Origin of the sequence: Yoonia sp. F2084L (assembly GCF_023015625.1) — a bacterium.
Classification (GTDB): Bacteria; Pseudomonadota; Alphaproteobacteria; order Rhodobacterales; family Rhodobacteraceae; genus Yoonia.
The window spans coordinates 532345-556742 of record NZ_JALKAH010000002.1; the positions used below are offsets into that span (position 1 = coordinate 532345).

Annotated in this window: 25 protein-coding genes; 14 read left to right on the forward strand and 11 right to left on the reverse strand. The window is 57.8% G+C overall.

Annotated features, from left to right (window positions below):
- Positions 1–220: 220 nt before the first annotated feature.
- A complete protein-coding gene (locus tag MWU60_RS08185) occupies positions 221–1846 on the reverse strand; it encodes an AMP-binding protein (protein WP_247226757.1) in 1626 nt (541 codons plus the stop codon).
- A gap of 93 nt (positions 1847–1939) precedes the next feature.
- Here MWU60_RS08185 and MWU60_RS08190 point away from each other — a divergent pair, with 93 nt between their 5' ends.
- On the forward strand, positions 1940–2833 hold the full coding sequence (locus tag MWU60_RS08190) for a DMT family transporter (RefSeq protein WP_247226758.1): 894 nt from the start codon (positions 1940–1942) through the stop codon (positions 2831–2833).
- 79 nt (positions 2834–2912) lie between these two features.
- Here the strand turns inward: MWU60_RS08190 and MWU60_RS08195 are convergent, their stop codons facing one another.
- The 7 genes from MWU60_RS08195 to MWU60_RS08225 form a co-directional block, all read right to left on the reverse strand.
- Positions 2913–5111, reverse strand: coding sequence for a 3-hydroxyacyl-CoA dehydrogenase NAD-binding domain-containing protein (locus MWU60_RS08195; protein ID WP_247226759.1), 2199 nt, complete (start codon positions 5109–5111; stop codon positions 2913–2915).
- 61 nt (positions 5112–5172) lie between these two features.
- A complete protein-coding gene (locus MWU60_RS08200) occupies positions 5173–5640 on the reverse strand; it encodes a hypothetical protein (RefSeq protein WP_247226760.1) in 468 nt (155 codons plus the stop codon).
- Positions 5641–5644: 4 nt separating this feature from the next.
- Positions 5645–6856 carry an acetyl-CoA C-acetyltransferase gene (locus tag MWU60_RS08205; RefSeq protein WP_247226761.1) on the reverse strand — a complete coding sequence of 404 codons (1212 nt, stop codon included), beginning with the start codon at positions 6854–6856 and terminating at the stop codon, positions 5645–5647.
- A gap of 27 nt (positions 6857–6883) precedes the next feature.
- Positions 6884–7510, reverse strand: coding sequence for a glutathione S-transferase family protein (locus tag MWU60_RS08210; protein ID WP_247226763.1), 627 nt, complete (start codon positions 7508–7510; stop codon positions 6884–6886).
- Positions 7511–7597: 87 nt separating this feature from the next.
- Positions 7598–9373 (reverse strand): acyl-CoA dehydrogenase C-terminal domain-containing protein, encoded by a 1776-nt coding sequence (locus tag MWU60_RS08215; protein ID WP_247226764.1) that lies wholly within the window; start codon positions 9371–9373, stop codon positions 7598–7600.
- 45 nt (positions 9374–9418) lie between these two features.
- Positions 9419–9820, reverse strand: coding sequence for a MerR family DNA-binding transcriptional regulator (locus tag MWU60_RS08220; protein ID WP_247226765.1), 402 nt, complete (start codon positions 9818–9820; stop codon positions 9419–9421).
- Positions 9821–10143: 323 nt separating this feature from the next.
- Entirely contained in the window at positions 10144–10512 is a 369-nt protein-coding gene (locus MWU60_RS08225) for a MerR family DNA-binding transcriptional regulator (RefSeq protein ID WP_247226766.1), read from the reverse strand.
- A 137-nt stretch (positions 10513–10649) separates the two neighbouring features.
- Here MWU60_RS08225 and MWU60_RS08230 point away from each other — a divergent pair, with 137 nt between their 5' ends.
- The 3 genes from MWU60_RS08230 to MWU60_RS08240 are packed head-to-tail and all read left to right on the forward strand — an operon-like array spanning position 10650 to position 12908.
- Complete coding sequence (locus tag MWU60_RS08230; protein ID WP_247226767.1) at positions 10650–11090, forward strand: PaaI family thioesterase; 441 nt, start codon at positions 10650–10652, stop codon at positions 11088–11090.
- Positions 11087–11581 carry a PaaI family thioesterase gene (locus tag MWU60_RS08235; protein WP_247226768.1) on the forward strand — a complete coding sequence of 165 codons (495 nt, stop codon included), beginning with the start codon at positions 11087–11089 and terminating at the stop codon, positions 11579–11581. The genes MWU60_RS08230 and MWU60_RS08235 overlap by 4 nt, the downstream gene beginning before the upstream one ends.
- Positions 11574–12908: an MATE family efflux transporter gene (locus tag MWU60_RS08240; RefSeq protein WP_247226769.1), complete on the forward strand. Its 1335-nt coding sequence runs from the start codon at positions 11574–11576 to the stop codon at positions 12906–12908. The genes MWU60_RS08235 and MWU60_RS08240 overlap by 8 nt, the downstream gene beginning before the upstream one ends.
- On the opposite strand, the gene MWU60_RS08245 is transcribed toward MWU60_RS08240, so the two are convergent.
- Both MWU60_RS08245 and MWU60_RS08250 read right to left on the reverse strand, forming a co-directional pair.
- Entirely contained in the window at positions 12885–13937 is a 1053-nt protein-coding gene (locus MWU60_RS08245) for a quinone-dependent dihydroorotate dehydrogenase (RefSeq protein WP_247226771.1), read from the reverse strand. The genes MWU60_RS08240 and MWU60_RS08245 overlap by 24 nt on opposite strands.
- Complete coding sequence (locus MWU60_RS08250) at positions 13934–14266, reverse strand: DUF952 domain-containing protein (RefSeq protein WP_247226773.1); 333 nt, start codon at positions 14264–14266, stop codon at positions 13934–13936. The genes MWU60_RS08245 and MWU60_RS08250 overlap by 4 nt, the downstream gene beginning before the upstream one ends.
- A 151-nt stretch (positions 14267–14417) precedes the next feature.
- Between MWU60_RS08250 and MWU60_RS08255 the strand changes: the two genes are divergently transcribed.
- Positions 14418–15974, forward strand: coding sequence for a bifunctional metallophosphatase/5'-nucleotidase (locus MWU60_RS08255; protein WP_247226774.1), 1557 nt, complete (start codon positions 14418–14420; stop codon positions 15972–15974).
- 330 nt (positions 15975–16304) lie between these two features.
- On the opposite strand, the gene MWU60_RS08260 is transcribed toward MWU60_RS08255, so the two are convergent.
- Entirely contained in the window at positions 16305–16460 is a 156-nt protein-coding gene (locus tag MWU60_RS08260) for a hypothetical protein (protein ID WP_247226775.1), read from the reverse strand.
- Between MWU60_RS08260 and MWU60_RS08265 the strand changes: the two genes are divergently transcribed.
- From MWU60_RS08265 to MWU60_RS08305, 9 genes are all read left to right on the forward strand, one after another.
- Entirely contained in the window at positions 16459–16935 is a 477-nt protein-coding gene (locus MWU60_RS08265) for a hypothetical protein (RefSeq protein WP_247226776.1), read from the forward strand. The two genes, MWU60_RS08260 and MWU60_RS08265, sit on opposite strands and share 2 nt — an antisense overlap.
- 272 nt (positions 16936–17207) lie before the next feature.
- On the forward strand, positions 17208–18086 hold the full coding sequence (locus MWU60_RS08270; protein WP_247226777.1) for a LysR family transcriptional regulator: 879 nt from the start codon (positions 17208–17210) through the stop codon (positions 18084–18086).
- 93 nt (positions 18087–18179) lie between these two features.
- Positions 18180–18998 (forward strand): putative hydro-lyase, encoded by an 819-nt coding sequence (locus MWU60_RS08275; RefSeq protein ID WP_247226875.1) that lies wholly within the window; start codon positions 18180–18182, stop codon positions 18996–18998.
- A gap of 32 nt (positions 18999–19030) precedes the next feature.
- Positions 19031–20062: a TRAP transporter substrate-binding protein gene (locus MWU60_RS08280; RefSeq protein ID WP_247226778.1), complete on the forward strand. Its 1032-nt coding sequence runs from the start codon at positions 19031–19033 to the stop codon at positions 20060–20062.
- Between the two features lie 41 nt (positions 20063–20103).
- Positions 20104–20652 (forward strand): TRAP transporter small permease, encoded by a 549-nt coding sequence (locus MWU60_RS08285; RefSeq protein ID WP_247226781.1) that lies wholly within the window; start codon positions 20104–20106, stop codon positions 20650–20652.
- Positions 20649–21932, forward strand: a complete 1284-nt coding sequence (locus MWU60_RS08290; protein ID WP_247226782.1) for a TRAP transporter large permease — start codon at positions 20649–20651, stop codon at positions 21930–21932. The genes MWU60_RS08285 and MWU60_RS08290 overlap by 4 nt, the downstream gene beginning before the upstream one ends.
- Before the next feature lie 10 nt (positions 21933–21942).
- On the forward strand, positions 21943–22704 hold the full coding sequence (locus MWU60_RS08295) for a 5-oxoprolinase subunit PxpA (RefSeq protein ID WP_247226783.1): 762 nt from the start codon (positions 21943–21945) through the stop codon (positions 22702–22704).
- Positions 22705–22711: 7 nt separating this feature from the next.
- Entirely contained in the window at positions 22712–23401 is a 690-nt protein-coding gene (locus tag MWU60_RS08300; protein WP_247226784.1) for an allophanate hydrolase subunit 1, read from the forward strand.
- On the forward strand, positions 23394–24395 hold the full coding sequence (locus tag MWU60_RS08305; RefSeq protein ID WP_247226785.1) for a biotin-dependent carboxyltransferase family protein: 1002 nt from the start codon (positions 23394–23396) through the stop codon (positions 24393–24395). The genes MWU60_RS08300 and MWU60_RS08305 overlap by 8 nt, the downstream gene beginning before the upstream one ends.
- Positions 24396–24398 lie beyond the last annotated feature (3 nt).

Here is a 24398-nt window from a genome sequence, read left to right on the forward strand (position 1 = left end):
CCGGGGGAAGTTTGATTGGACGAAGAAAGGTGGAGGGTGCGCACTGACAACTTGCCCACTACAGGCGGATCGGTTCAGATCATTGTCAGTGCGACTTTCCACGTCACGGTCATCAACGCTTCCGCCTGTACCGTGCGGTTAGACTTAAGTGAGCATGGTTAACAAACTTTTGACTTTCTTCGTCCAATCAAACTTCCGCCGGAGGCATCCGACCATTTGCTCAGAGCGCCTTTGCCTGCTTTCTAAGCTCAAACTTCTGGATTTTCCCGGTTGATGTTTTGGGTAGCTCTTGGAACACCACCTTCTTGGGGCATTTGAAACCAGCCAGACGTTCGCGGGTGAAGGCGATGATTTCGGCCTCACTCGCCGTTGCGCCGTCTTTCAACTCAACAAAGGCGCAGGGCACCTCGCCCCATTTGTCGTCAGGCTTTGCCACCACCGCGCAGAGGTTAATCGCTGTGTGGTGCATCAATGCGCCTTCGACCTCGACCGAACTGATGTTTTCGCCGCCAGAGATGATGATGTCCTTGGCCCGATCCGAGATTTGGATCGACCCGCTGGGATGCTGAATGGCGAGGTCTTCGGAATGGAAGTAACCGCCAGCAAAGGCTTTCTCGGTCGCATTGGCGTTTTTGAGGTAGCCTTTCATCACCGCATTCCCACGCATCACGATCTCACCCTGCGTGGCCCCATCGCGTGGAACTTGCCCCATCTTGTCATCCACAACAGTAACGTCTTCCATCATCGGGAAGGCGACGCCCTGGCGTGCTTTTATGGCGGCTTGTTCATCTTCCGGCTGCGCATCCCATGCGTCATCCCAGATGCATTCGGTGACGTGACCATAGGTTTCGGTCAGCCCGTAAACCTGCTTGACGTTGAACCCCAGCTTGCCAATCGCGGCCAGCGTGGCGGGGGCGGGGGGCGCACCAGCGGTAAAAACCTCGACCGTGTGGTCGAAGGCGCGCCGTTCGTCATCCTTGGCGTTGACGATCAGGTTCAGCACAATGGGTGCCCCGCCGAAATGTGTGACGCCTTCGTCGCCAATTGCATCGTAGACTGCCTTGGCCGAGATATCGCGGCAGCAGATCACAGTGCCGCCCAAGGCCGGCATCATCCATGTGTGATTCCAGCCGTTGCAGTGGAACAGCGGGACGATTTGCAGATACCGCATAAACAGCGGCAGTTCCCAGCTGATCGGCGTGCCCATCGTCATCAGGTAAGCGCCGCGATGGTGATAGACGACGCCCTTGGGCCGCCCTGTGGTGCCGGAGGTGTAGTTCAGCGCGAGGCTTTCCCATTCGTCTTCGGGCAGCACCCAGGCGAACTCTGGATCACCAGTCGCCAGAAAGTCTTCGTAGTTTTGCTGTTCGGCCATCGCATGCACGCCCGCCTGATCATCGGGGACTTCGATGATCAGGGGGGCGGGGCCTTCGATCAATTCGATGGCGGCCATGGCCAGCGGCAGGAACTGGCTGTCGACCAAAGCGACCTTGGCTTCGCCGTGATCAAAGATGTAGGCGACCGTATCGACATCCAGCCGTGTGTTGATTGTGTTCAGCACCGCACCACAGGCAGGCACCCCAAAGGCGGCCTCTGACTGCGCAGGGATGTTTGGCAGGATTGTCGCGACCACATCGCCCGGTTTGACTCCAACCTTGGTGAGCGCGGACGCCAGTCGCGACACGCGGCGATAGTATTTCGCATAGGTCAGCCGGGTTTTTCCGTAGACAACGGCCTCCCGATCCGCAAAGATCAGGGCTGCCCGTTGTAAGTGAGACAATGGCGTGAGCGGCACATAATTGGCCGCTCTTTTGCCCAGTCCCGTTTCATCACGCATCCAACCCATGTCGCCCTCCCGCAGTGCCTGTCGCTTTGAGGGTTGAGTATTGCGCCATGTTGGTCGTTTTTGGAAGTCAGAATTAAGAAGGTGGATATTTCCATGACCCAAGCCGTTGCCCCCACCCGTGCCGCCCTGACGATTTTGGCAGGTATGGCCGTGCTGGGGTTAAGCGATAACTTTATCCTTTACATCACCGATGCCAGTTCACTTTGGCAGTTTCACCTGCTGCGCAGTCTGGTTGCCTTGCTGATCATTGGCGCGGTGGCTGCATTGGGGCTGGGGGTGATCCGTCCCAAAAGGTTCGGCGCTGTTGCGGCGCGTAGCGCCATTCAGGGTATCTCCATGCTGATCTATTTTGGCTGTCTGGCCATTCTGCCGGTAGGCTTGGTTGTCGCAGGCTTCTTTACCGCGCCTCTGTTCGTGGCGTTGATTGCAGCCGTGTTTCAAGGCAAGCGGATCACGCCGCTGCATGCCTTTGCGATCCTGCTTGGGTTTACGGGCGCGCTGCTGGTCATCCGGCCCGATCCTGCCAATCTGGATCTGGTGGCCTTTCTGCCGATCGTGGCGGGTCTGTGCTATGCCATTGGTGCGGTTGCCACGCGGGCGTGGTGTGAGGGTGAGGGTACGCTTTCGCTGACTGCCGGTTTCTTTGTCGTGCTTGTGCTGATGGGGGCGGTGGGTTGTCTGATCTTCCCCGGCGCCGGGGCCGGGGCGGATGGGTTTGCCAGCCGTGGCTGGATGCCGCTGAGCACCAGTATTTTCTTTTGGATCGCATTGCAGGCGATAGGCACGCTGATCGGGATCATGTGTTTATTCCGGGGCTATCAGATTGGCGAGGCAAGCTCGGTCGCGGTGTTTGAGTTTTCATTGCTGATCTTTGCCAGCGCATGGGCGTGGTATTTGTGGGATCAGGCGGTGACGCCATTGGCCTTGTTTGGCATGGCATTGATCGTGCTGTCGGGGATTGTGATCGCACTACGCAGGACGCCGTGACCTGTGAAAAACTTAGCTCCTAAGCTAAGTGTCTTGCCTGACAAGCGGCGCACCCCATCACAGGATGCGCCGTATTGCCTTAGGCCGCTTTCGCAGCGGTGCCGAAACGCTTGTAAAAGTCCTGACCTTTGTCGGCCATCTCGCGCAGCAGGTCGGGCGTTTTGAAACGCTCGCCGAACTGTTCGGTCAGCTGGTCACACAGCTCGGCGGCATAAGGTGCGCCGATGATATCAAGCCAGCTGAACGGGCCACCGGACCAGGGTGCAAAGCCCCAGCCGAGGATCGCGCCAACGTCGCCTTCGCGGATGTCTTCCAGCACGCCTTCTTCCAGCGCGCGGACCGCTTCCAGCGTTTGTGCAAACAGCAGGCGATGCTGCACGGTGGTCAGATCAGGCTGTTCGTCAGCGACCGGGTATTGGGCGGCCAGCCCTTCCCAAAGACCGCCGCGCTTGCCCTTTTCATCGTAGCTGTAGAAACCCGCGTTGGATTTCCGGCCAAGGCGTTCTTGGTCAAACATCCAGAACAGGACCTCGTCGACTTCACCGTCTGGGTAGGCGTCGCCCATCGCGGCTTTGGTCGCTTTGGCGATCTTCACGCCCAAATCGACAGAGGTTTCATCGACCAGTTGCAGCGGGCCGAGTGGCATGCCCACCAGTTTGGCGGCGTTTTCGATCAGTGCGGGTTCCACACCTTCCTTCACCATCCGAATGCCTTCGTTGATGTATGGAATGATGCAGCGGTTGGCGTAGAAGAAACGTTCGTCGTTGACGACGATTGGCGTCTTCTTGATTTGGCGCACGAAGTCGAGCGCCTTGGCCACGGCCACATCGCCGGTTTCCTTACCCTTGATGATCTCGACCAGCAGCATCTTGTCGACAGGGCTGAAGAAGTGGATGCCAATGAACTTTTCAGGATCGTTTGAGGCTTTTGCCAGTTCCGTGATTGGCAAGGTAGATGTATTGGTGGCAAAGATGCAGTCGGGGCCAGTGACGGCTTGCACCTTGGCAGTGACGTCCGCCTTCACGCCCACATCCTCGAACACCGCTTCAACGATCAGATCGCAACCTTTCAGCGCGTCATAATCGGTAGTCGCGTTGATCAAGCCCAGCACGGCATCTTTCTTTTCCTGTGTGACCTTCTTGCGGGCCATGCCTTTGTCGAGATGCGCGGTGGTGTAGGACTTACCCTTGTCTGCGGCTTCCTGTGTGCTGTCGATCAGCACAACTTCGATGCTAGCCAGCGCGGATACCAGCGAGATACCCGCGCCCATCATACCCGCGCCAATGACGCCAACCTTCTTGACCTTCTGGTCGGGGGCTTCGGGGCGGTTCGCACCTTTTTCCAAAGCTTCTTTATTGATGAAGAGGCTGCGGATCATGGCTGAGGACGAGGGGTTCATCAGGACGTTGGTGAACCAGCGGGCCTCAATCTTGATGGCGGTATCGAAAGGCACCAATGCGCCTTCATAGACAGCCGACAGCAGCGCCTTGGCGGCCGGATAGACGCCTTGGGTCTTGCCGTTGACCATGGCAGAGGCGCCAACGAAGGTCATGAAACCGGCAGGGTGATAGGGGGCGCCACCGGGCATCTTGTAACCCTTTTCGTCCCATGGTTTGACGATTGATGGCTCGGACAGGACCCATGCTTTCGCGGCAGACAGCAGCTCGTCGGCAGGGACGACTTCATCCACGACACCAGCAGCCTTGGCCTTCTTGGGGTCATTCAACTTACCCTCAAGCAAGAGCGGCGAGGCACCCATCGCGCCCAGCTTGCGTGACAGACGTGTTGTGCCGCCCGCACCGGGGAAGATACCAACAAGGATTTCTGGCAGGCCGATTTTGGCCTTCGGGTTATCAGCGGCAAAGATGCGGTGACAGGCCAGTGGAATTTCCAGACCAATCCCAAGGGCAGTGCCGGGCAGGGCGCAAGCAATCGGCTTGCCGCCTTTGTTGGTCTTGGGGTCCATGCCCGCGCGTTCGATCTTGCGCAGCACAGCGTGCATGTTCATCACACCTTCGAACAGGCCACGCGCTGGATCATCGCCCGCGCTTTCTTTCATCCTGGCGATGATGTTGAGGTCCATACCACCGGCAAAAGAGCCTTCCTTGCCGGATGTGATGATCACACCCTTGATGGCATCATCGGCCAGCGCCTGATCCACAAGCGCGTCCAGATCAAGGAAACCCTGCTGGTTCATAACGTTCATGGATTTGCCAACAGTGTCCCAGACGATGGTGGCAACGCCGTCGGCGTCTGTGCTCATGGTGAAATCGGTCATATTTGTCGTTCCTTTGTGTCGGGGGCTCTTGACGCGGTGTCGCGGCGGCCCGGCCTATGGATTAATTCGTGGGTTCCGGGCGGTGGGATGCATCCGCCCGGCTGATTGCAAGTGCTTGGCCATTCGAGGCTTCGAGTGCATATTCGCCGCCTGTCACCTTCCAGTTGCCGTCGATCATCTTGAGAACTGAGAATACCGGATAAGGTTCGTTCAGGCGTTTCCCGTCCTGCAGCAGTTCAGTTACATGGGTCGATTCGATCATGCTGGGTGCCTTGAACTCTGCCGCAACAACGGTGCGGTACATATGGGTCACGCCCATCGCCGTGAGGTGTTCGTGCATCCCATCAAAGGCGCGCCGCATATCATCCACTGTTTCCATGTGAACTGGCCCGGCCATCGTCGCCATGACCTGCGGCGCATGAAAGACAGCCGCAAAGGCATCAAAGTCACCAGACATCAAGGCATTGCCTGTGGTCTCCAGCAATGCCTCTGCGATATCTTTTGCGGCAATCTGTGCGTCGGTGGGCATTCGATCAGACCCGCTCGATGATTGTGGCTGCCCCCATGCCAGAGGCGATGCAAAGCGTAGCAAGGCCCGTGCCTTTGCCGGTCCGTTCCAACTCATCCAGCAGCGTGCCGATGATGATCGCGCCAGTGGCCCCCAACGGGTGACCCATCGCGATAGAGCCGCCGTTGACGTTGACCTTGCTGTTGTCGACGTCGAAAGCCTGCATGAAACGCAGCACGACTGAGGCGAAAGCTTCGTTGACTTCGAACAGGTCGATGTCGCTGATGGACATGCCACTGTCTGCCATGATCTTTTCGGTCACCGGCACCGGGCCGGTCAGCATGATGGTCGGATCGGTGCCAATCTTGGCCGTCGCACGGATCACAGCGCGCGGTTTGATGCCCATTGCTTCGCCATATTCCTTGGACCCGATCAGAACGCCCGCGGCGCCGTCCACGATACCAGAGGAGTTACCTGCGTGGTGGATGTGGTTGATCTTTTCCAAATGCGGGTACTTCATGAGTGCCACTTTATCAAAGCCCGGCATGACCTCACCCATCGCTTGGAACGCGGGGTTCAGACCACCCAGCGACTGCATGTCAGTGCCGGGGCGCATGTATTCGTCATGATCCAGAATGGCCAAACCGTTCACATCGCGCACAGGTACGATGGACTTGTCGAAACGTTTGTCGTCCCACGCCGCCTTGGCACGCTTTTGGCTTTCCATAGCGAGCTGGTCGGCATCGTCACGAGAGAAGCCATACTCGGTGGCGATGATATCAGCAGAGATACCCTGCGGGACAAAGTAGGTGTCCATTGCAATGGAGGGATCAACCGCAATCGCCGCACCGTCCGAACCCATCGCCACACGGCCCATCATCTCAACACCGCCAGCGATATAGGCTTGGCCAGCGCCGCCTTTCACTTGGTTTGCCGCAAGGTTCACGGCTTCCATGCCCGAGGCGCAGAAACGGTTGATGGCAAGGCCGGGGATCGACTGATCCAGATCAGAGGCCAGCACTGCCGTCCGCGCAAGGCAACCGCCCTGTTCGCCGACTTGGGTCACGTTGCCCCAGATCACATCCTCAACGGCATGGCCTTCGAGGTTATTCCGTTCTTTCAGGGCATTCAGCACGCCAGCGGACAGGCGCGCAGATGTCACCTCATGCAGGCTGCCGTCTTTGCGGCCTTTGCCGCGCGGGGTGCGGATGGCGTCATAGATATAGGCTTCGGTCATAGGGTCCTCCGGGTATTTGGGTCCGCGTTAGCCAAGGGCGCGCGGCATCAGGTCATAGGGGTGTTTCCAACCGGGCTGATCTGCGATTGCAGTCAGCCAACGGTTGATATTGGGGTAATCGGCGCGGTCGAAGGTGAAATCTTCGGTGTAAAACAGGTAACCAGCGCAGGCGATATCGGCGATCGTGATCTCCTCACCTGCCAGCCAGTTGCGACCGTCCAGATGGGTCTCCATCACCTTGAGGGCAGAGGCGAGGCGCATCGCCATGAAACTATTCACATCTGCGTTTCGCTTGTCTTCCGGCAGGAAGTTCATGTTGAACCGCAGGGGCCCCGCAACGCCAGACACTTTGTGGTTATCAAAGAACATCCAGCGCAGCACTTCGCGGCGTTCAGCGGCGGAACGACCGCCCAGTTTGCCAGTTTTGGAGCTGATGTAATCTTGGATCACGCCGGATTGGGTCAGGATCATATCGCCGTCCTCAAGCACAGGCACTTCGCCCATGACGTTGAGCGCGCGAAACTCGGGGCTGCGGCCTTCACCTTTGAAAAAATCAACAAAAACAGGTTCCCACTCGGCATCAGCGAGGGTCAGGGTCAAGGCTGCTTTGTAAGCGTTTCCGCTTTCAGCAAAGCAATGTAGTTTCATGGTCATCTTGCAGGCCTCCCAACCCAAGCGGGGGATTTCCTGGGTGTGGAAATCCGGTAAGGGCGCGTTGAAATCAACGCGCCCTTGCAGAGCTTAGAAGTTTGCGGCTTCAAGCGCCATGATAGTATCGCCGCCTGTGTTGATGCGCGCGAGGTGCATCGCTGTTGCGGGCAATTGGCGGGCCATGTAGTAGCGGCCCGTTGCGATCTTGGTCTCGTAGAACTCGGTGTCAGATGCACCACCTTCCAGCGCTTCCATCGCCGCTTTTGCCATCCGTGCCCACATCAGGCCAAGGCAGACGTGGCCCATCATATGCATAAAGTCGTAAGACCCTGACAGCGCGTTGTTTGGCTTGGTGGCGTTCTGCATAAAGTACATGCCAGCGGCCTGCAGATCCTTGGAGGCGGCTTTCAGCGGTGTCAGGAAGTCCTTGTTCAGCGCCTCATTGCCTTCGTTTTCCTTAATGAAGGTTTTGATCATCTCAAAGAACGCCATCACATGCTTGCCGCCATCGAGTGCCAGCTTGCGGCCCACAAGGTCCAGCGCCTGCACACCGTTGGCCCCTTCGTAGATCATCGCGATGCGCGCGTCGCGGGCGTATTGGGACATGCCCCATTCTTCGATATAGCCGTGCCCGCCGTAAACCTGCTGGGCGGCTGTAGCGTATTCAAAACCCTTGTCGGTCAGGAAGCCTTTGATCACAGGCGTCATCAAGGAGATCAGGCCATCTGCTTCGGCGTCCTGGTTTTTATGTGCGCGGTCGATCAGATATGCGCCCCAGAATGTGAAGGCACGTGCGCCTTCGACAAAGCTTTTCTGATCCATCAGGTTGCGGCGAATGTCCGGATGCACGATCAGCGGATCGGCAGGGCCATCGGGATTCTTGGCGCCGGTCACATCGCGCCCTTGCAGGCGGTCGTTGGCGTAGGCCACAGCGTTTTGGTACGCGCTTTCCGCTTGGGCATAGCCTTGCAGGCCCACACCCAGACGCGCTTCGTTCATCATGGTGAACATGGCGCGCATGCCCTTGTGCTCTTCACCCACAAGGTAACCGGTCGCCTCGTCATAGTTCATCACACAGGTCGAGTTGCCGTGGATGCCCATCTTTTCTTCGATTTTGCCGCAAGCAACGCCGTTGCGTGCGCCAAGTGAACCGTCATCATTGACCATGAATTTCGGTACGATGAAGAGCGACACACCCTTGATGCCCTCTGGCCCACCTTGGATCTTGGCCAGCACGAGGTGGATGATGTTTTCGGCCATATCGTGTTCACCGGCAGAGATGAAAATCTTTTGGCCAGAAATTTTGTAAGACCCATCATCATTTGGGACGGCCTTTGTGCGCATCAGGCCCAGATCAGTACCGCAGTGCGGCTCGGTCAGGTTCATGGTGCCGGTCCATTCGCAGGACACCATTTTTGGCAGGTACTTTTGCTTCTGCTCGTCCGACCCATGCGCGTAGATTGCGGAGTAGGCACCATGGGTCAGGCCCTGATACATGTTGAATGCCATGTTGGCGGACACGAAGGGTTCCTGTGCCGCGGTGTGCATGACGTAAGGCAGGCCTTGGCCGCCATATTCAGGATCGCAATCCATTGCGGTCCAGCCACCTTCTTTCATCTGCTCGAAAGCTTCTTTGAAACCTGTGGGCGTGCGCACGACGCCGTTTTCCATGACACAGCCTTCGGTGTCACCCACCACGTTCAGCGGGTGCAGCACTTCGGAGGCCACCTTGCCGGCTTCTTCGACAACGGCACTGGTAAAGTCACGGTCAAGGTCGTCAAACCCTGGGATGTCTTGCTCTGAGACCTTCAAAAGGTCGTGCAGCACGAACTGGATGTCTTTGTTGGGTGCGTTGTAGATCGGCATCTGGTGTCTCTCCGTTTTGGTCGTGTTGGGTGGTTGCGCCCTGTTTTAGGCAGCAACCGTTTTCTGTTTGGCTAACTGGGTCAGTTTTTCGGCGCCCCATGCCATTTGTTCTTTCAATTCGCCAATAGCCTCTTCCAACTCGGCCTTTTGGGCCTCCATGTCGGCAAGGTGGCTTTCGGCAAGTTCGTAAGTCTTTGACAGCTGGGCCTCTTGCCCATCGTCCATGTGGTAGAGGTCAAGCAGCTGGCGGATTTCCTCCAAGGAGAACCCAAAGCGCTTGCCGCGCAGGATCAACTTGAGGCGTGCGCGGTCGCGCTTGGTGAACAGGCGTTTCTGACCTTCGCGGATCGGGAACAACAACTCCTTGGCTTCGTAAAAGCGAAGCGTGCGTGGCGTCACATCAAATGCGTCACACATCTGGCGGATGTTAAGTGTTTCGGTCGTCATCTTCTCATTCCTTTATGCGTGTTTCGAATGCCACGCACTTGCGAAGGATGTGACTACCATACAAGCAAAGTTGACGTGCACGTAAACGTAACGTGGCGTCACGGGCAAGCTGACGAAAGGTCAGCAAAGATGACGCGGGGTCAGGCGCAATTAAAAAACGGGGAAAAATTTCATTTTTTCCCCTCAAAGCGCTTTGAATGGGTTTTTTGGCCTATTTTTGAGGTGAGTCTTTTGCATTGTTTGGATAGCTGATGCCCATCGAGAGACAGACGATCAGCGGCTATTAACGCAATTGTGACCCCCATGCTCGGGCAGTGTCGCACTTAGCCGAGCGTTTGGGCCGTTGTGTCGCGTAGATTCTTTAGCTCGTCGATCGTTTCTTCGAGCTGCTGTTTTTGCTCTGCCAGTTCGATCAGCTGTCTGTCAGCAAGGGCGACCCATTCATGCATCTGTGCGGTGGTGCCCTCTTTTTCGTAGATCAACAGCCATTGTCGGATATCTTCAAGCGAGAACCCAAATCGCCGTCCGCGCAGGATAAGCGTCATGCGCGCCAGTTCTTTCGCGCCGTAAAACCGCGAACGCCCCTCTTTTTCGGGGTGAAGCAGTTCAATGTATTCGTAGTAGCGCAACGTGCGTGGCGTTACGTCGAATTTTGCGCACATCTCTTTGAATGACAGGCGTGTGTCCGACATCGTATTCTCCCTTACCCGCAATCGTAGCCGTTACAATTAAATGGGGCAACAGGTGGGATGCTGAACAACGAAGTGTTGAAGGTGGTCAATTGCATAAAACGGGGATACCCAAATACCAGACGACATCAGGAGCGCATATGTCTGACACACAAAAGACCCGTCGCGACCTACTGGCCCGCCAGTTTATCGAAGCCATTCCGCATGCGCAGGAACTTGGGATGCAATTGACGGCCATTGAGGATGGCAAGGCCGTGATCGGGATGGATTACGACCCGCGCTTGGTGGGTGATCCTGAAACAGGCGTCATTCACGGCGGTGCGGTGTCTGCGTTGATGGATACCTGCGCAGGCGCTGCAGTGATGTCGCATCCGGCGGCGGCTGTTGCGACAGCGACTTTGGACTTGCGCATCGACTACATGCGTCCGGCCACCCCCGGTGAGCGGATCACGGCAACGGCGGAGTGTTACCATGTGACCCGTTCGGTGGCCTTTGTCCGCGCAACCGCTGTTGATGGCGATCCCGACCGACCGGTAGCGACCGCGACGGGTGCCTTTACGATTGAAAGGGCAAAATCGTGAGCCGCCGCCCTGAACCCGTCCAAGTTATCAAGCAGCGCCGCGATGCGACGTTGCAAAAGCTGGTCGCGGGTGTGCCTTACATCCAGTTCCTCGGCATTCAGATCGACCGGCGCGGGGATGAGTTGACGGCTGTACTACCTTACGCGGACAAGCTGATCGGGAATCCCATGCTGCCTGCGATCCACGGCGGGGTAACCGCAGCCTTTCTTGAAGTGACCGCGATTGTTGAGCTGAGCTGGGCAATGATCTGGGAAGATATGGAAGCGGGGCGCGTGGACGAGGATGCGCCACGCATCCAACTGCCCAAGACGATCGACTTCACCGTCGATTACCTGCGCTCTGGCCTGCCGCGCGATGCCTATGCGCGGGCGCGTGTGAACCGCTCTGGCCGCCGTTATGCCTCTGTGCATGTAGAGACGTGGCAGGACAATCGCAGCCGGTTGTTCGCGCAAGCCACTGGGCATTTCCTGATGCCTCCGCGCGATGGCTGAGGTGCTGACGCACAAACGGGTCCTCGCGATTGCCTTACCAATTGTGCTGTCGAACGCGACGGTGCCGATCCTTGGGGTGGTGGACACCGGCGTGGTCGGGCAACTGGGCGAAGCCGCACCCATCGGGGCCGTTGGCATCGGTGCGATTATCCTGTCGGCGGTCTACTGGATTTTTGGCTTTCTGCGGATGGGCACGACTGGCCTGACATCGCAGGCCAGCGGGGCAGGGGACGCAGAAGAGGTCGATGCGCTGCTGTCGCGAGCGCTGTTGATCGGCATTTCGGCTGGTCTGGTGATGATTGCCGCACAGGTCGCCATCTTCAAAGGCGCGTTCTGGGTGTCACCCGCCAGCGCCGAGGTCGAGACGCTCGCACGTGAGTACATGACGATCCGTATTTGGTCGGCCCCGGCGACGATTGCACTTTATGGCATCACCGGATGGCTCATTGCCCAAGAACGGACCCGCGCCGTGTTGGTCATTCAGGTGGGTATGAATGGCGTCAACATCGCGCTGAGTTTCTATTTAGGGCTAGAGCTTGGCTGGGGCGTGCAGGGGGTGGCTTGGGCCACGTTTATTGCTGAATGGGGCGGGCTGGCGCTGGGCCTTTGGTTTTGCCGGGGGGTTTTTGTGCGACCAGCATGGCTTTCTGCCGCGCGGGTGTTTGATCTTGCGCGGCTCAAGCACATGGCGTTGGTAAACACCGATATCCTGATCCGGTCGGTGTTGTTGCAGGCGATCTTTGTCAGTTTCCTGTTCTACGGCTCGGACTTTGGTGACGTTCAATTGGCGGCCAATCAGATATTGATGCAGTTTTTGCAGGTGACGGCATATGCCTTGGATGGGTTTGCTTTTTCAGCCGAAGCCTTGGTTGGACAGGCGTTGGGCGCACGCGCAAGGGCGGCATTGCGGCGTAGTGCGGTCCTCAGCAGCCTGTGGGGTGGCATTGTGTGCGCGATCTTGGCTGTTTGTTTCGCAGTCTTTGGTGGCGCAATCATCGACATTATGACCACTGCACCTGAGGTGCGTGAAACAGCGCGTATCTATCTGCCCTATATGGTGGCCGCCCCCATTGTCGGTGTGGCTGCTTGGATGCTTGATGGCATATTCATTGGCGCAACGCGCACCAAGGACATGCGCAACATGATGATTGTCTCGGCAGTGATCTATTTTGCCACCGTTATCCCGCTGATGGCCATGTTCCAGAATCACGGTTTGTGGATTGGACTATTGCTCAATTTCGTTGTGCGCGGCGCGACATTGGGTTGGAAATATCCTGGGCTAGAGGCCGAGGCGGACAGGCCTTCACGTCCAGTCGCTGCGGCTTGACCCAACAGCATCGGCGACATTTGCGAAACCATCACGCGTGAGCAAGTCGTCAAGACCTTGTGCGATGTCGCCTGCCAGTGAAATGCCGCCATAAACCAAGGCGGTGTAAAGCTGCACCGCAGACGCGCCAGCGCGGATTTTCTGATAGGCTTGGTCCGCGTTGCTGACACCGCCGACACCGATGATCGGCAGCGTTGTTAGCCCTGCCAGTTGCGCCAGCACACGGGTGGATTTTTCAAAGAGCGGCTGACCTGACAGCCCACCCATTTCAGTCTTATGCGGTCCGTGCAGACCTTCGCGGTCCAGCGTTGTGTTGGTCGCGATGATCGCGTCGATGGCCGAAGCGTTAGCGACCTCTGCCACTTCGGCGATTTCATCGCTGCTGAGGTCTGGTGCGATTTTCAGAAAGATGGGGATAGGCTTGGCAAGGCCTGCACGCGCTTCCATCACGCCAGCCAGCAAACCCGCCAAAGCCGCCTTGCCCTGCAAATCACGCAGCTTTTCAGTGTTGGGCGAGGACACGTTTACCGTGGCAAAGTCGACAACCGGCCCACAGCGCGTCAGGACGGTCGCAAAGTCGGCGGCTTTGTCTGCGCTGTCTTTGTTGGCCCCCAGGTTCAGCCCGATAACGGCGCCTTGTGGACGAGCGGACAGCCTGTCAGCTATCGCATCCATGCCATCGTTGTTAAAACCAAAGCGGTTGATGGCTGCCTGATCATCGGTCAATCGAAACAGTCGCGGTTTTGGATTGCCTGGTTGGGCGCGCGGCGTTGCCGCTCCGACTTCTAGAAAACCAAAGCCTGTCTTCGCCAGTGCGTGCAAGGCCGTTGCGTTTTTATCGAAACCGGCGGCAAGGCCGACAGGGTTCGCAAGAGCGATACCGGCCAGTGTGGTCTTGAGCCGATCAGAAGTGACCGGCCCCGATCGCGGGCCCAACCCAGTGTTGAGCGCCTTCAGCGCCAGCCCATGCGCTGTTTCTGGATCTATCCGGCGCAAAGCCGTCAGGCCGATTTTCTCCAGTGCGCTCATGTCAGATCAGGAAATTGATGCACGCCGTCCTGCAAGGGCAGGGGTTTGCTCCAGACGACATCATCCATCCGCAGTTTGCGGTAGAGATGCGGGAATAGCACATCCTCGCGGGCGGGTTCCCATTTGAGCTGCTCAAGCCCTTCGGTCTCAACGGCCAGCAGCATAAGGCCCTCTGCATCGGCAAAATACTTCGCCGCCGTTTCAGCGACTGTTTGGGTCGTCGAAAAGTGGATATACCCATCGGCCACGTCAATCGGTGCACCCACAGTTTCACCATCGGCTTGCAAAGTGGACCATTCATCGGCGCGGAAGATTTTGTAAATCAGCATATGCGCGTGATGGCCTTTGCGACAAAGATGGTCAAGCGCCCAAGGACTGCGCGTTGACGTAAGGGTCGCTTGACGCGAGGCGTATTCAATTTGACTCTCGCAAACGGCCTCGCCAAGCTGACGTTATTCCAACCTTGGGGGACACGATCCAATGATTTTACGTATGATGACGACGACCTGCGCGCTGGCGATGACCGCAAGTGTGGCAGCGGCGGACTATTCGCTGACCATCCTGCACACCAACGACTTTCATGCACGGTTTGAGCCGATCAGCCGTTTTGACAGCGGTTGTTCCGCCGAAGACAACGCTGAAGGCAAATGCTTTGGCGGTACGGCCCGTTTGGTGACAGCGATTGCCGATGCGCGCGCTCGGACGAATAACTCTATCCTCGTGGATGGCGGCGACCAGTTTCAGGGCACATTGTTTTACACCTACTATAAGGGTGCGATGGCTGCTGAGTTTATGAACAAGCTTGGCTATGACGGCATGACCGTCGGCAACCACGAATTTGATGACGGGCCCGAAGTGCTGCGTGGCTTTATGGATTCGGTCGAGTTTCCAATCCTGATGTCCAACGCTGATGTCTCGGCAGAGCCGCTTCTGGCTGACGCTCTGATGAAATCAACCGTCATCGAACGCGGCGGTGAGCAGATCGGCATGATCGGCCTGACGCCAGAGAACACCGACGAACTGGCAAGCCCCGGTCCGAACGTCACCTTCTCTGATCCGGTTGCTGCGGTGCAGGCCGAGGTCGATAAGCTGACCGAGATGGGCGTGAACAAGATCATTGTTCTGTCACACTCGGGCTATGGTGTGGATTTGGACGTTGCTGCCAACACGACCGGCGTTGACGTGATTGTTGGTGGTCACACAAACACGCTTTTGGGCGATGATGAGGATGCCGCAGGGCCGTACCCGACAATGGTCGGCGACACGGCCGTTGTTCAGGCTTACGCCTATGGTAAATTCCTTGGCGAGTTGAATGTCACCTTTGACGATGAGGGTGTGATCACCGAAGCCGCAGGAGCGCCATTGCTGATTGACGCCTCAGTCGCCGAAGACGCGGCAACCGTTGCGCGTGTGGCAGAGCTTGCTGCTCCGCTGGATGAAATCCGTCAGCAGGTCGTGGCCGAGGCAGCCGCACCAATTGAAGGTGATCGGTCCGTTTGCCGTGCCATGGAATGCTCAATGGGGAACCTGATCGCAGATGCGATGCTTGCACGTGTGGCTGATCAGGGCATCCAGATTGCCTTCCAGAACTCGGGCGGTATTCGTGCATCAATCGACGCGGGCGAAGTGACAAAGGGCGAAGTGCTGACTGTGCTGCCGTTCCAGAACACGCTGTCCACGTTCCAAGTGACGGGTGAGGCGATGATCGCCGCCTTAGAGAACGGCGCCAGCCAGCATGAAGAGGGATCTGGCCGCTTCCCGCAGGTATCCGGCATGTCGTTTGTCGTCGATCTGAGCCAAGAGCCCGGTTCGCGGATCAGCGACATCATGGTTGGCGGAGAACCGATTGATCCCGCCGCGACTTATGGTGTTGTGTCCAACAACTTTGTGCGCAACGGCGGTGACGGCTACTCCATGTTTGAGGACGCGATGAACGCCTACGACTTTGGTCCCGATCTGGCCGATGTGACGGCTGAGTATATCGCCGCGAATGCGCCGTATCAGCCATATACCGACGGTCGTATCACGATGAAGTAAAGACCCGTTTTTGGGTTTGGCAGAGGGCGCGCCGCGGGAAACCGTGGCGCGCTTTTTGTTATGATTTGCCCTGAAATAAGCGTTTTAACAGCGCTAATCGGTAAATCTGCGTTCCCTGAATAAGTGGCGCGACAAGAGATACATGCGCCGTCTCGCGCCCCCGGCCAGTGCCCTGACACTTCAAGCGTCAGGCGCGCGCAAACAGGTGCTGATGGGGCCTGCGATGTATAATTGTTTTGTGAGAGAGGTTGGGGATTAGGCAACACAGTGGCCGACGCCGCAACTATTGCGTGGGCGCCAGACGTCGGCTGTGTGGGACTTTGCTGCCGTTCACAGCAGGCGTTTCAATGTCAGCTTTCGTAATGGCGTTAAAAGTTGTTTATTGGCGATCACGGTGACCATTTGAGGACGTTGAGACAAGGCTATGATCGAGTGGATCAAATCTCTTTTTGGAAAGCGCAGGGCGGAAAACTCTTCAACCGACATGGCGCAAGACGGCGATCTGCTAAAGCAGTTTGAGGTCTTCCTCGCTAATCGGATGGAAGAGTATTATCCCGATGTTAGAGACGCATTCGCTAAACTGCTGGACACTGACTTTCCCGATAGCATCAAAGGGCTTCACATCGAAGTATTTCTAGATGATCCCGCCTTTTCTTTTCGGCTCTTCAGCAAAGGAAAAAACGAGGTTTGGGTAAATGAACCTGAACCAGTCAAAGAGCTAAATGATACCGTCGATCGTCTTTGGCCCATCGTGACAGAGGACGAACTGGATCAATACACGATTTGGGAAGATGATCCAAAGTGGGGGCGTCAGGTGGCCTTGGAGCAACCACTCGACAAGCTAAACGTATCTAGGATCGTCTTCCCTTGGCTCAAGAAGATTGTGTCAGAGACCAAAAGAGATTTCTCACATCCCATTACAGCGTCGATTCACGATATAACTTTGCCGAAAGAACTTTAGTCAAAGCACTCAATAGCCGCCGTTCATGCGCTGCGCAGCATCGGCTACATTGGCCTCATTGCAGACCTTCGCCGCTACTTGTTCTTGGGGCAGCAAAGCAGACAGAGCGGACCTCGATGTCTGTTTGATCAATGGTGACTGCCTTCGAGATCGAAAGTTTTTTCTTGGCGTCAACTTTCATTGGAAGGGAAGTCACCATAATCAATGCCCGAGTTTATCCGGATAATTCTTAATCGGTTTGCAACCCAAATGATCCAATCTATGAATGGGGAATGACATTTGATCAGATCAAGACTTTTCTTTGGGTGGCCCGCCTAGGCGGGTTTCGCCGCGCGGGAAAGCGGTTAAATCTATCGCAACCCGCGATCTCCACCCGCATCGCCAACCTTGAACAAGAGCTGCGCGTCCCGTTGTTTGAACGCGGCCCCGGAGAGTTGGTCCTGACCAAACAGGGCACTTTGCTGTTGTCCTATGCCGAACAGATGCTGTTCGTCGAGGAAGAGATCAAACAGCGCGTCGCCAACCCCTCCGAGACCGAAGGCCTGTTCCGCGTCGGCGCATCCGAAACGATTGCCCAAGCGTGGTTGCCCGATTTCCTCAAGGCACTCAGCGAAGAATACCCCCGCGTGAACGTGGATCTTACGGTCGATATTTCCCTGAACCTGCGGTCCGCGCTACTGGAGCGGAAACTGGATCTTGCGCTCCTCATGGGGCCGGTGTCTGAATTTTCGGTGGAGAACGTCGATCTGCCATCCTTTGATCTTCATTGGTATCGCGCCAGTGCCAATCCGCAGACGGACCTGACCCAGATCCCGGTCATTTCGTACTCCAGCAAGACGCGCCCATACCGCGAACTGATGTCGGAGTTGTCGCGCAGGGTGGGGCCGAAGTTGCGGGTCTTTGCCTCGGCCTCATTGTCGGCCAGTCTAAAGATGATCGCGGCGGGAATCGCTGTTGGGCCTTACCCCCGGGCGCTGGCGAATGATTTTCTTGCCTCCGGGCAGATCGTGGAATTCGATCCGGGGTTCCGGCCACAGCCGCTGTCGTTCACGGCGTCCTATCTTTCAGAACCGCGCAGTTTTCTTGTCGAAAACAGTGCGGAAATGGCGCGTGCGGTGGCTGTCGACTGGGACAGGTCGCATCCAAAATAGATTTAGAAAATCTATCACGATAGATACAAAATGATAATTTGATTGGAGACGTGACACCATGTGATGCTGAGATTGATCACACCGGGGGCAAGCGTGACCATAACCACAGTTTCACATTCCGATCTCATAGGTGCCTCTGCTGCAGAAGTTCGTGCCGCAATCCGCAGCGGTGCCTACACCGGCCATACGGCTGGGTTGGCGGCTGGAAAGCTGCAATGCAACGTGGCCATTCTGCCCGAGCAAGACGCACTCGACTTCTTGCGGTTTTGTCTGCGCAATCCCAAGCCCTGCCCTGTCGTGGGTGTCGGCGACAGCGGCGACGCAAAGCTGCCCACGCTGGGCCGCGACATCGACATGCGCACAGACGTCGCCAGATATCGCGTATTCCGCGATGGTGCATTGAGCGAGGAAGTCACGGATATTTCGGATGTGTGGACCGATGACCTAGTGACCGTTGCCCTGGGCTGTTCGTTCACCTTTGAAAACGCGCTGGTGCGTCACGGCATTCCCGTGCGCCATCTGGAAACGGGCCGCAATGTACCGATGTTCAAATCCAATATCAATCTGGTCCCTGCTGGGCGGTTTGGTGGGCAGATGGTGGTGACCATGCGCCCTATCCCGGCCGATCAGGTTGATGCCGCCCGCGAGATCAGCCGCCGCTATCCGCAAGCCCACGGCGCCCCCATCGCGGCGGGCGACCCCGCACATATCGGCATTACCGATCTGTCTGCCCCCGATTGGGGCGACGCGGTCGAGATCAGAGACGGCGAAGTCCCCGTCTATTGGGCCTGCGGTGTCACCCCGCAGAACGTGCTGCTGGACGCGGCACTGCCAATCTGCATCACGCATTCGCCCGGTCATATGCTGATCGCTGATGTGGCCGAAGACGCCGAAACAACAATCCTCAACTGAGGACCGACAAATCCAACAAGGAGACTAAGACAATGAAAAAGATGATCTCAATTCTGGCCGCAACAACGGCACTGGCTGCACCGGCCAACGCTGAAAACCTGTCAGTTGTCGGCAGCTGGTCCAGCCTGCCGCTGCACAACCAATACGAAGCGCCGTTCTGGTCCACGACCCTGCCCGAAGCCTCTGGCGGTGCCATCACGGTTGAGCTGACGACCCACAACCAGATGAGCCTTGGTCTGGGCGATATCTATCCGCTGCTGGGTCAGGGTGTGTACGATGTTGCAATGACTGTGGCTGACTATGCGGTGGCCGATGCACCCGAACTTGAAGGCCTTGATGTGCCGCTTCTGGCGCTCACCGCGGATGAAGCGCGCGCCATGGTGGACGCGGCCCGGCCGATGGTCTCTGACATTTACCGCGACCGTTTCAACAGCCACGTGCTGGCGATTGCGCCTTACCCGCCGCAGGTCGTGTTCTGTAACCACGAGATTGCGAACCTTGGCGATCTGGAGGGCCTCAAAGTGCGTGCATCAGGCCGCATGACCGCCAAACTGCTTGAAGCGCTGGGCGCTGAGGGCGTGAATGTGTCCTTCGCCGAAGTTCCGGGCGCCTTGCAGAACGGCGTTGTCGATTGCGCCGTCACCGGTGCCGGCTCGGGCTACAGCGCGGGCTGGTGGGAAGTGTCCACACATCTGTTGCCGATCCCGCTGGGTGGCTGGGACTCTGTGGTCACTGCGATCAACCTCGACAAATGGAACAGCCTTGACGCAGACACACAGGCGCTGATCAGCGGCGAAGTTGCCAGCGGTTTCGAAGACCCGGCATGGGCCAGCGCGCAGAACGCCTTGGTTAACGACATCGCCTGCCTGACCGGCAATGGTGAGTGCCCATCAGGTGACGCGCGGTCCATGATATTGGTTGCGGTCAGCGACGCTGATTTTGATCGCGCCCGCGAGATCCTGACCAGTGAAGTTCTGCCGGAATGGGCAGAGCGCGCAGGAGGAGACTGGGCAACGCGCTGGAATGACAGTGTTGGCCAGGTTGTTGGCGTGACAATCGAGTAAGGTCTTGCACCTTTAACCGACTGACAGGGGACGGACCTATCATGGAACGCAAGATGATTCAAAGCCTTCGGGTGATCAACAGAGGGGTGGCGCTGGTCGTCGGCTTTGGCCTGCTTGCCTGCGCAGCCTTTGTGCTGCTCGATATCATCATGCGCCAGATCGGGACGTCCCTTGGCGGCACCGAAGAGATCGCAGGCTACGCTATGGCGCTCGTGACGTCTTGGGGCATGTCCTACACTCTGCTGGAACTGGGGCATGTGCGCATTGATCTGCTGCGGTCGCGCTTTCAAAGCTTCGGGCGCGCATTGCTGGATGTGTTTTCCATGATCGTGATGTCGGGCGTGATCATCACCATCGCGATCAAGGCCTGGCCGGTTTTGGAACGCTCTCTGACCATGGGATCGCGCGCCAACACACCGCTTGAAACGCCTCTCGCCTGGGTTCAGTTGCCTTGGTTTGCGGGATGGGTCTGGTTTGCGGCCATGTCGTGCCTGACAACCCTTGCCGCGCTCAGCTTACTGATCAAACGCCGCTTTGAGGACAGCGAAGCGATTGTCGGCGCTTTTGCCGAGCAGGAGACACTGCAATGATCGGGTTTGTTTCTGTCGGGCTTCTGGGGCTGCTGGCCCTGTCCATTCCGGTTGGCATCGTCCTGTTCTTGCTGGGTTTTGGGATTGATACCTTCTTTTCGAGTTTTCCATTGACGCGCGGTCTGGGTAACATGGTCTGGTCGTCATCCAATTCCGCGACGCTAATCGCCATCCCGTTTTTTGTACTGCTGGGTGAAATCCTCGTGCGCAGCGGGGTTGCAACGCGAACCTACGCCGCCCTTGACCGCTGGGTCAGCTGGCTGCCCGGCGGGTTGATCCATGCCAATGTGGCGACCGCGACGATGTTTTCCGCAACCTCTGGGTCGTCTGTTGCCACCGCAGCCACGGTCGCGACCGTGGCCATGCCGCAGGCCGAAAAGCTGGGGTATGACCCCAAGCTGTTTTCCGGCGCCATTGCTGCGGGCGGCACACTCGGGATCATGATCCCGCCGTCGATCAACCTGATCGTCTATGGGTTTTTGACACAATCCTCGATCCCGCAACTGTTTCTGGCGGGTCTGATCCCCGGTATCGCGCTGGCTTTGGCGTTTATGGTTGTTACGGCAATCATTTGTCTCATTCGCCCGGATCTGGGCGGTGTGCGCCGGACATTCCCGTTTGGGCAAATGCTGCGCGCGCTGGTTGATCTGATCCCGATCCTGATCCTGTTTGGCCTGATCGTGGGGTCGATCTATCGCGGCTGGGCCACCCCGACAGAGGCCGCCGCCGTGGGCGTTGCAGGCGCGTTTCTGATCGCTTTCGCCTTTGGCGGCGTGTCATGGGACATGCTGACGCAAAGCCTGACCGGCACCATCAAGATCACCTCGATGATCATGCTGATCGTCATCGGCGCGTCATTCCTGAATTTCACGCTGGCATCAGCGGGATTGGGCCGCGAGCTGACTGCATTCATGGAAGGGCTGGGCCTGTCGCCATTAGGCTTCATCCTTGTGGTGGTCGTCCTTTACATCGTGCTGGGCTTTTTCATCGAAACCCTGTCACTCATGGTTGTGACGATCCCGATCATCGTGCCCATGGTCCTTGTACAGGGCTATGATGTGATCTGGTTCGGCATCCTGATGATTGTGCTCATTGAAATGGCGTTGATCACCCCGCCCGTTGGTTTGAACCTCTACGTCGTGCAAGGGGCGCGCAAGTCAGGTAGCCTGAACGAAGTCATGCTGGGGGCGCTCCCTTACTGCCTGACGATGCTGGCCATGGCCTTCCTGCTGATCGCTTTCCCCAACATCGCGTTGTTCCTGCCCACCGCCTTGCAATAGGACTGAGGCTATGCGCATCGACCTTAATTCAGATTTGGGTGAAGGGTTTGGTCCTTGGGACATGGGCGAGGATGCGCAGATGCTGTCCATCGTTACCTCTGCAAATATCGCCTGTGGCGGTCATGCAGGTGATCCCGACACCATGTTTCGCACGCTTTCGCTGGCCCGTGACAACGGCGTGACTGTGGGTGCCCACCCCGGATACGCTGATCGCATCGGGTTCGGGCGGCGTGTGATCCCCATGTCGATGGATGAGATCGCACGCATGTGCGCAGCCCAGATTGGCGCGTTGCAAGGGGTGGCCGCATTAGTCGGCGTGCCCGTGGCCTATGTCAAACCACATGGCGCGCTGGCCAACCTTGCGGCGCGGGATCGTCACGTGGCCGATGCCATCATGGCGGCCATTCAAAAGATCGACCCGGATATGGCGGTTTTGGCGATATCCGGCACCCAAACCGAACACGCCGCCCGTGCGGCAGGCATGAACGTGTATTCCGAGATTTTTGCGGATCGCGCCTATCTGTCATCGGGCCAGCTGGTGCCCCGCGACCAGCCCGGCGCGATGATCCACGACGCAGGCAAGGCCGCAGCGCGTCTTTTGTCGTTCCTTGAAACCGGGCGGATGCCCGTAGTAGACGGTGACCCGGTCAAGCTTGCAGCGCATTCGATCTGTGTGCACGGCGACAGCCCTGGTGCATTGGCGATGGCGCGCGAAATCCGCGATCGGTTGATGGCGCAAGGCGTGCAGATCGTCTCTTTTCTGGACAGCTGAGGACCGCATGGACCCGCAATTCAAAGCCATCGCTGATCACGCGCTGCTTGTGACCTTCGCTGAGGAAATCTCGGACGCCGCGCATGGCGCTGTGCTGGCGCTGGATGCAGCCCTTGGCGCAAATCCGCCAGATGGGATGATCGAAACAGTCCCTGCCATGGTCAACCTGCTGGTCTCGTTTGACCCTATCTTGACCGAACATGACGCCATCAAAACCTATGTTCAAGGCTGCCTTGGGGCGTCGCTCAAGGCCCGGACGGAGGGTATAACGCGCACGGTGCAGGTTTGCTACGAAGCGCCATTTTCGCCCGATCTGGCGGCCGTGTCCTCGGCCACGGGCCTCACCCCGGAGGCCGTGATCAATGCCCATCTGTCCGGAGATTTTCGCGTGCTTATGTATGGCTTCTCACCGGGCTATGCCTATTTGTCGGGCGTCCCAGGCGCCATTCAGGTGCCACGCAAACCCGCACCTGTGCGCGATGTCCCCGCAGGGAGCGTGATCATCGCCGGGCCGCAATGCCTGATCACGACGCTGAAAATGCCCACGGGCTGGTCGATCATTGGGCGATCGCCCACAGCGATCCTGACGGGCGACCCGGATGCGCCGTTCCTGTTTGACGTCGGCGACCGGGTGACGTTCCAACGGATTGATGCCGCTACCTTTGCGCAACTGGACAAGGCAAGCGACCATGGCTGAGGCTGCCTTCACTGTCGCTTTTGCCGGCCCGCTGGTCACGCTGCAGGATGCGGGCCGCCCCGGACACATGCGTTTCGGCGTTCCTCAATCCGGGGCCATGGACCGGCTGGCGTTTGACGCGGCCAACGCCGCCCTTGGCAACAAAAGCGGGCAGACCGGAATCGAAATATCGCTGGGCGGGTTGGTCCTGCAATGCACCCATGGGGCGGCCACAGTGGCCATTGCGGGTGGCGATTTTACCGTCCAGCTTGGCACGCAAAAGACCCGCTCATGGACAATCCTAACGGTTCAAAAGGGCGAGCGTTTGTCGATCACCGCAGGCAAGGTCGGAAGCTGGGCCTATCTTGCCTTCGCGGGGCGGATCACGGCGCCGGAGTGGTTGGGTAGTCAGGCGACGCACGCGACGTCCGGTTTCGGCGGGGGTGCCTTGCAAAGCGGACAAACGATTATCTTGTCCGATACGGCCGTGCGCGAGGATCGTCTGGGCGACATCCCAAAACCGGACTTTCAAACCTCCCGGCCGATCCGTGTCGTTACCGGCCCGCAAGATCAGCATTTTGCCAAAGAGACGGTCACGCAGTTTCTGACGGACAGTTTCGCCGTCTCAGACGCCTTTGATCGCATGGGGATGCGCCTGAAAGGGCCGGAGTTGCCCTTGGCCGGGGCGCTTTCGATCCCTTCGGAACCCATTGTGCGCGGGTCCGTGCAGGTATCTGGCGACGGCGTCCCGACAGTGCTGCTGGCTGACCATCAAACCACAGGCGGCTATCCCAAGATCGCCACCGTCATTTCACCCGATATTGACCGGTTGGTACAGCATCGCGCAGGGCAGAGCGTGCGGTTCGCGGATATCACCAGCGCCCAAGCTGTGGCAGAGGCCCGCAGCTATGCCCAGCAAAAGGCGGCATATCTGGCCGAGGTTTCCGTCGCACGCGGGACTTTGGCGCAGCGCTTAATGCGCGAAAACCTCAGTCATGGCTGCGCTTTCGACTAACGC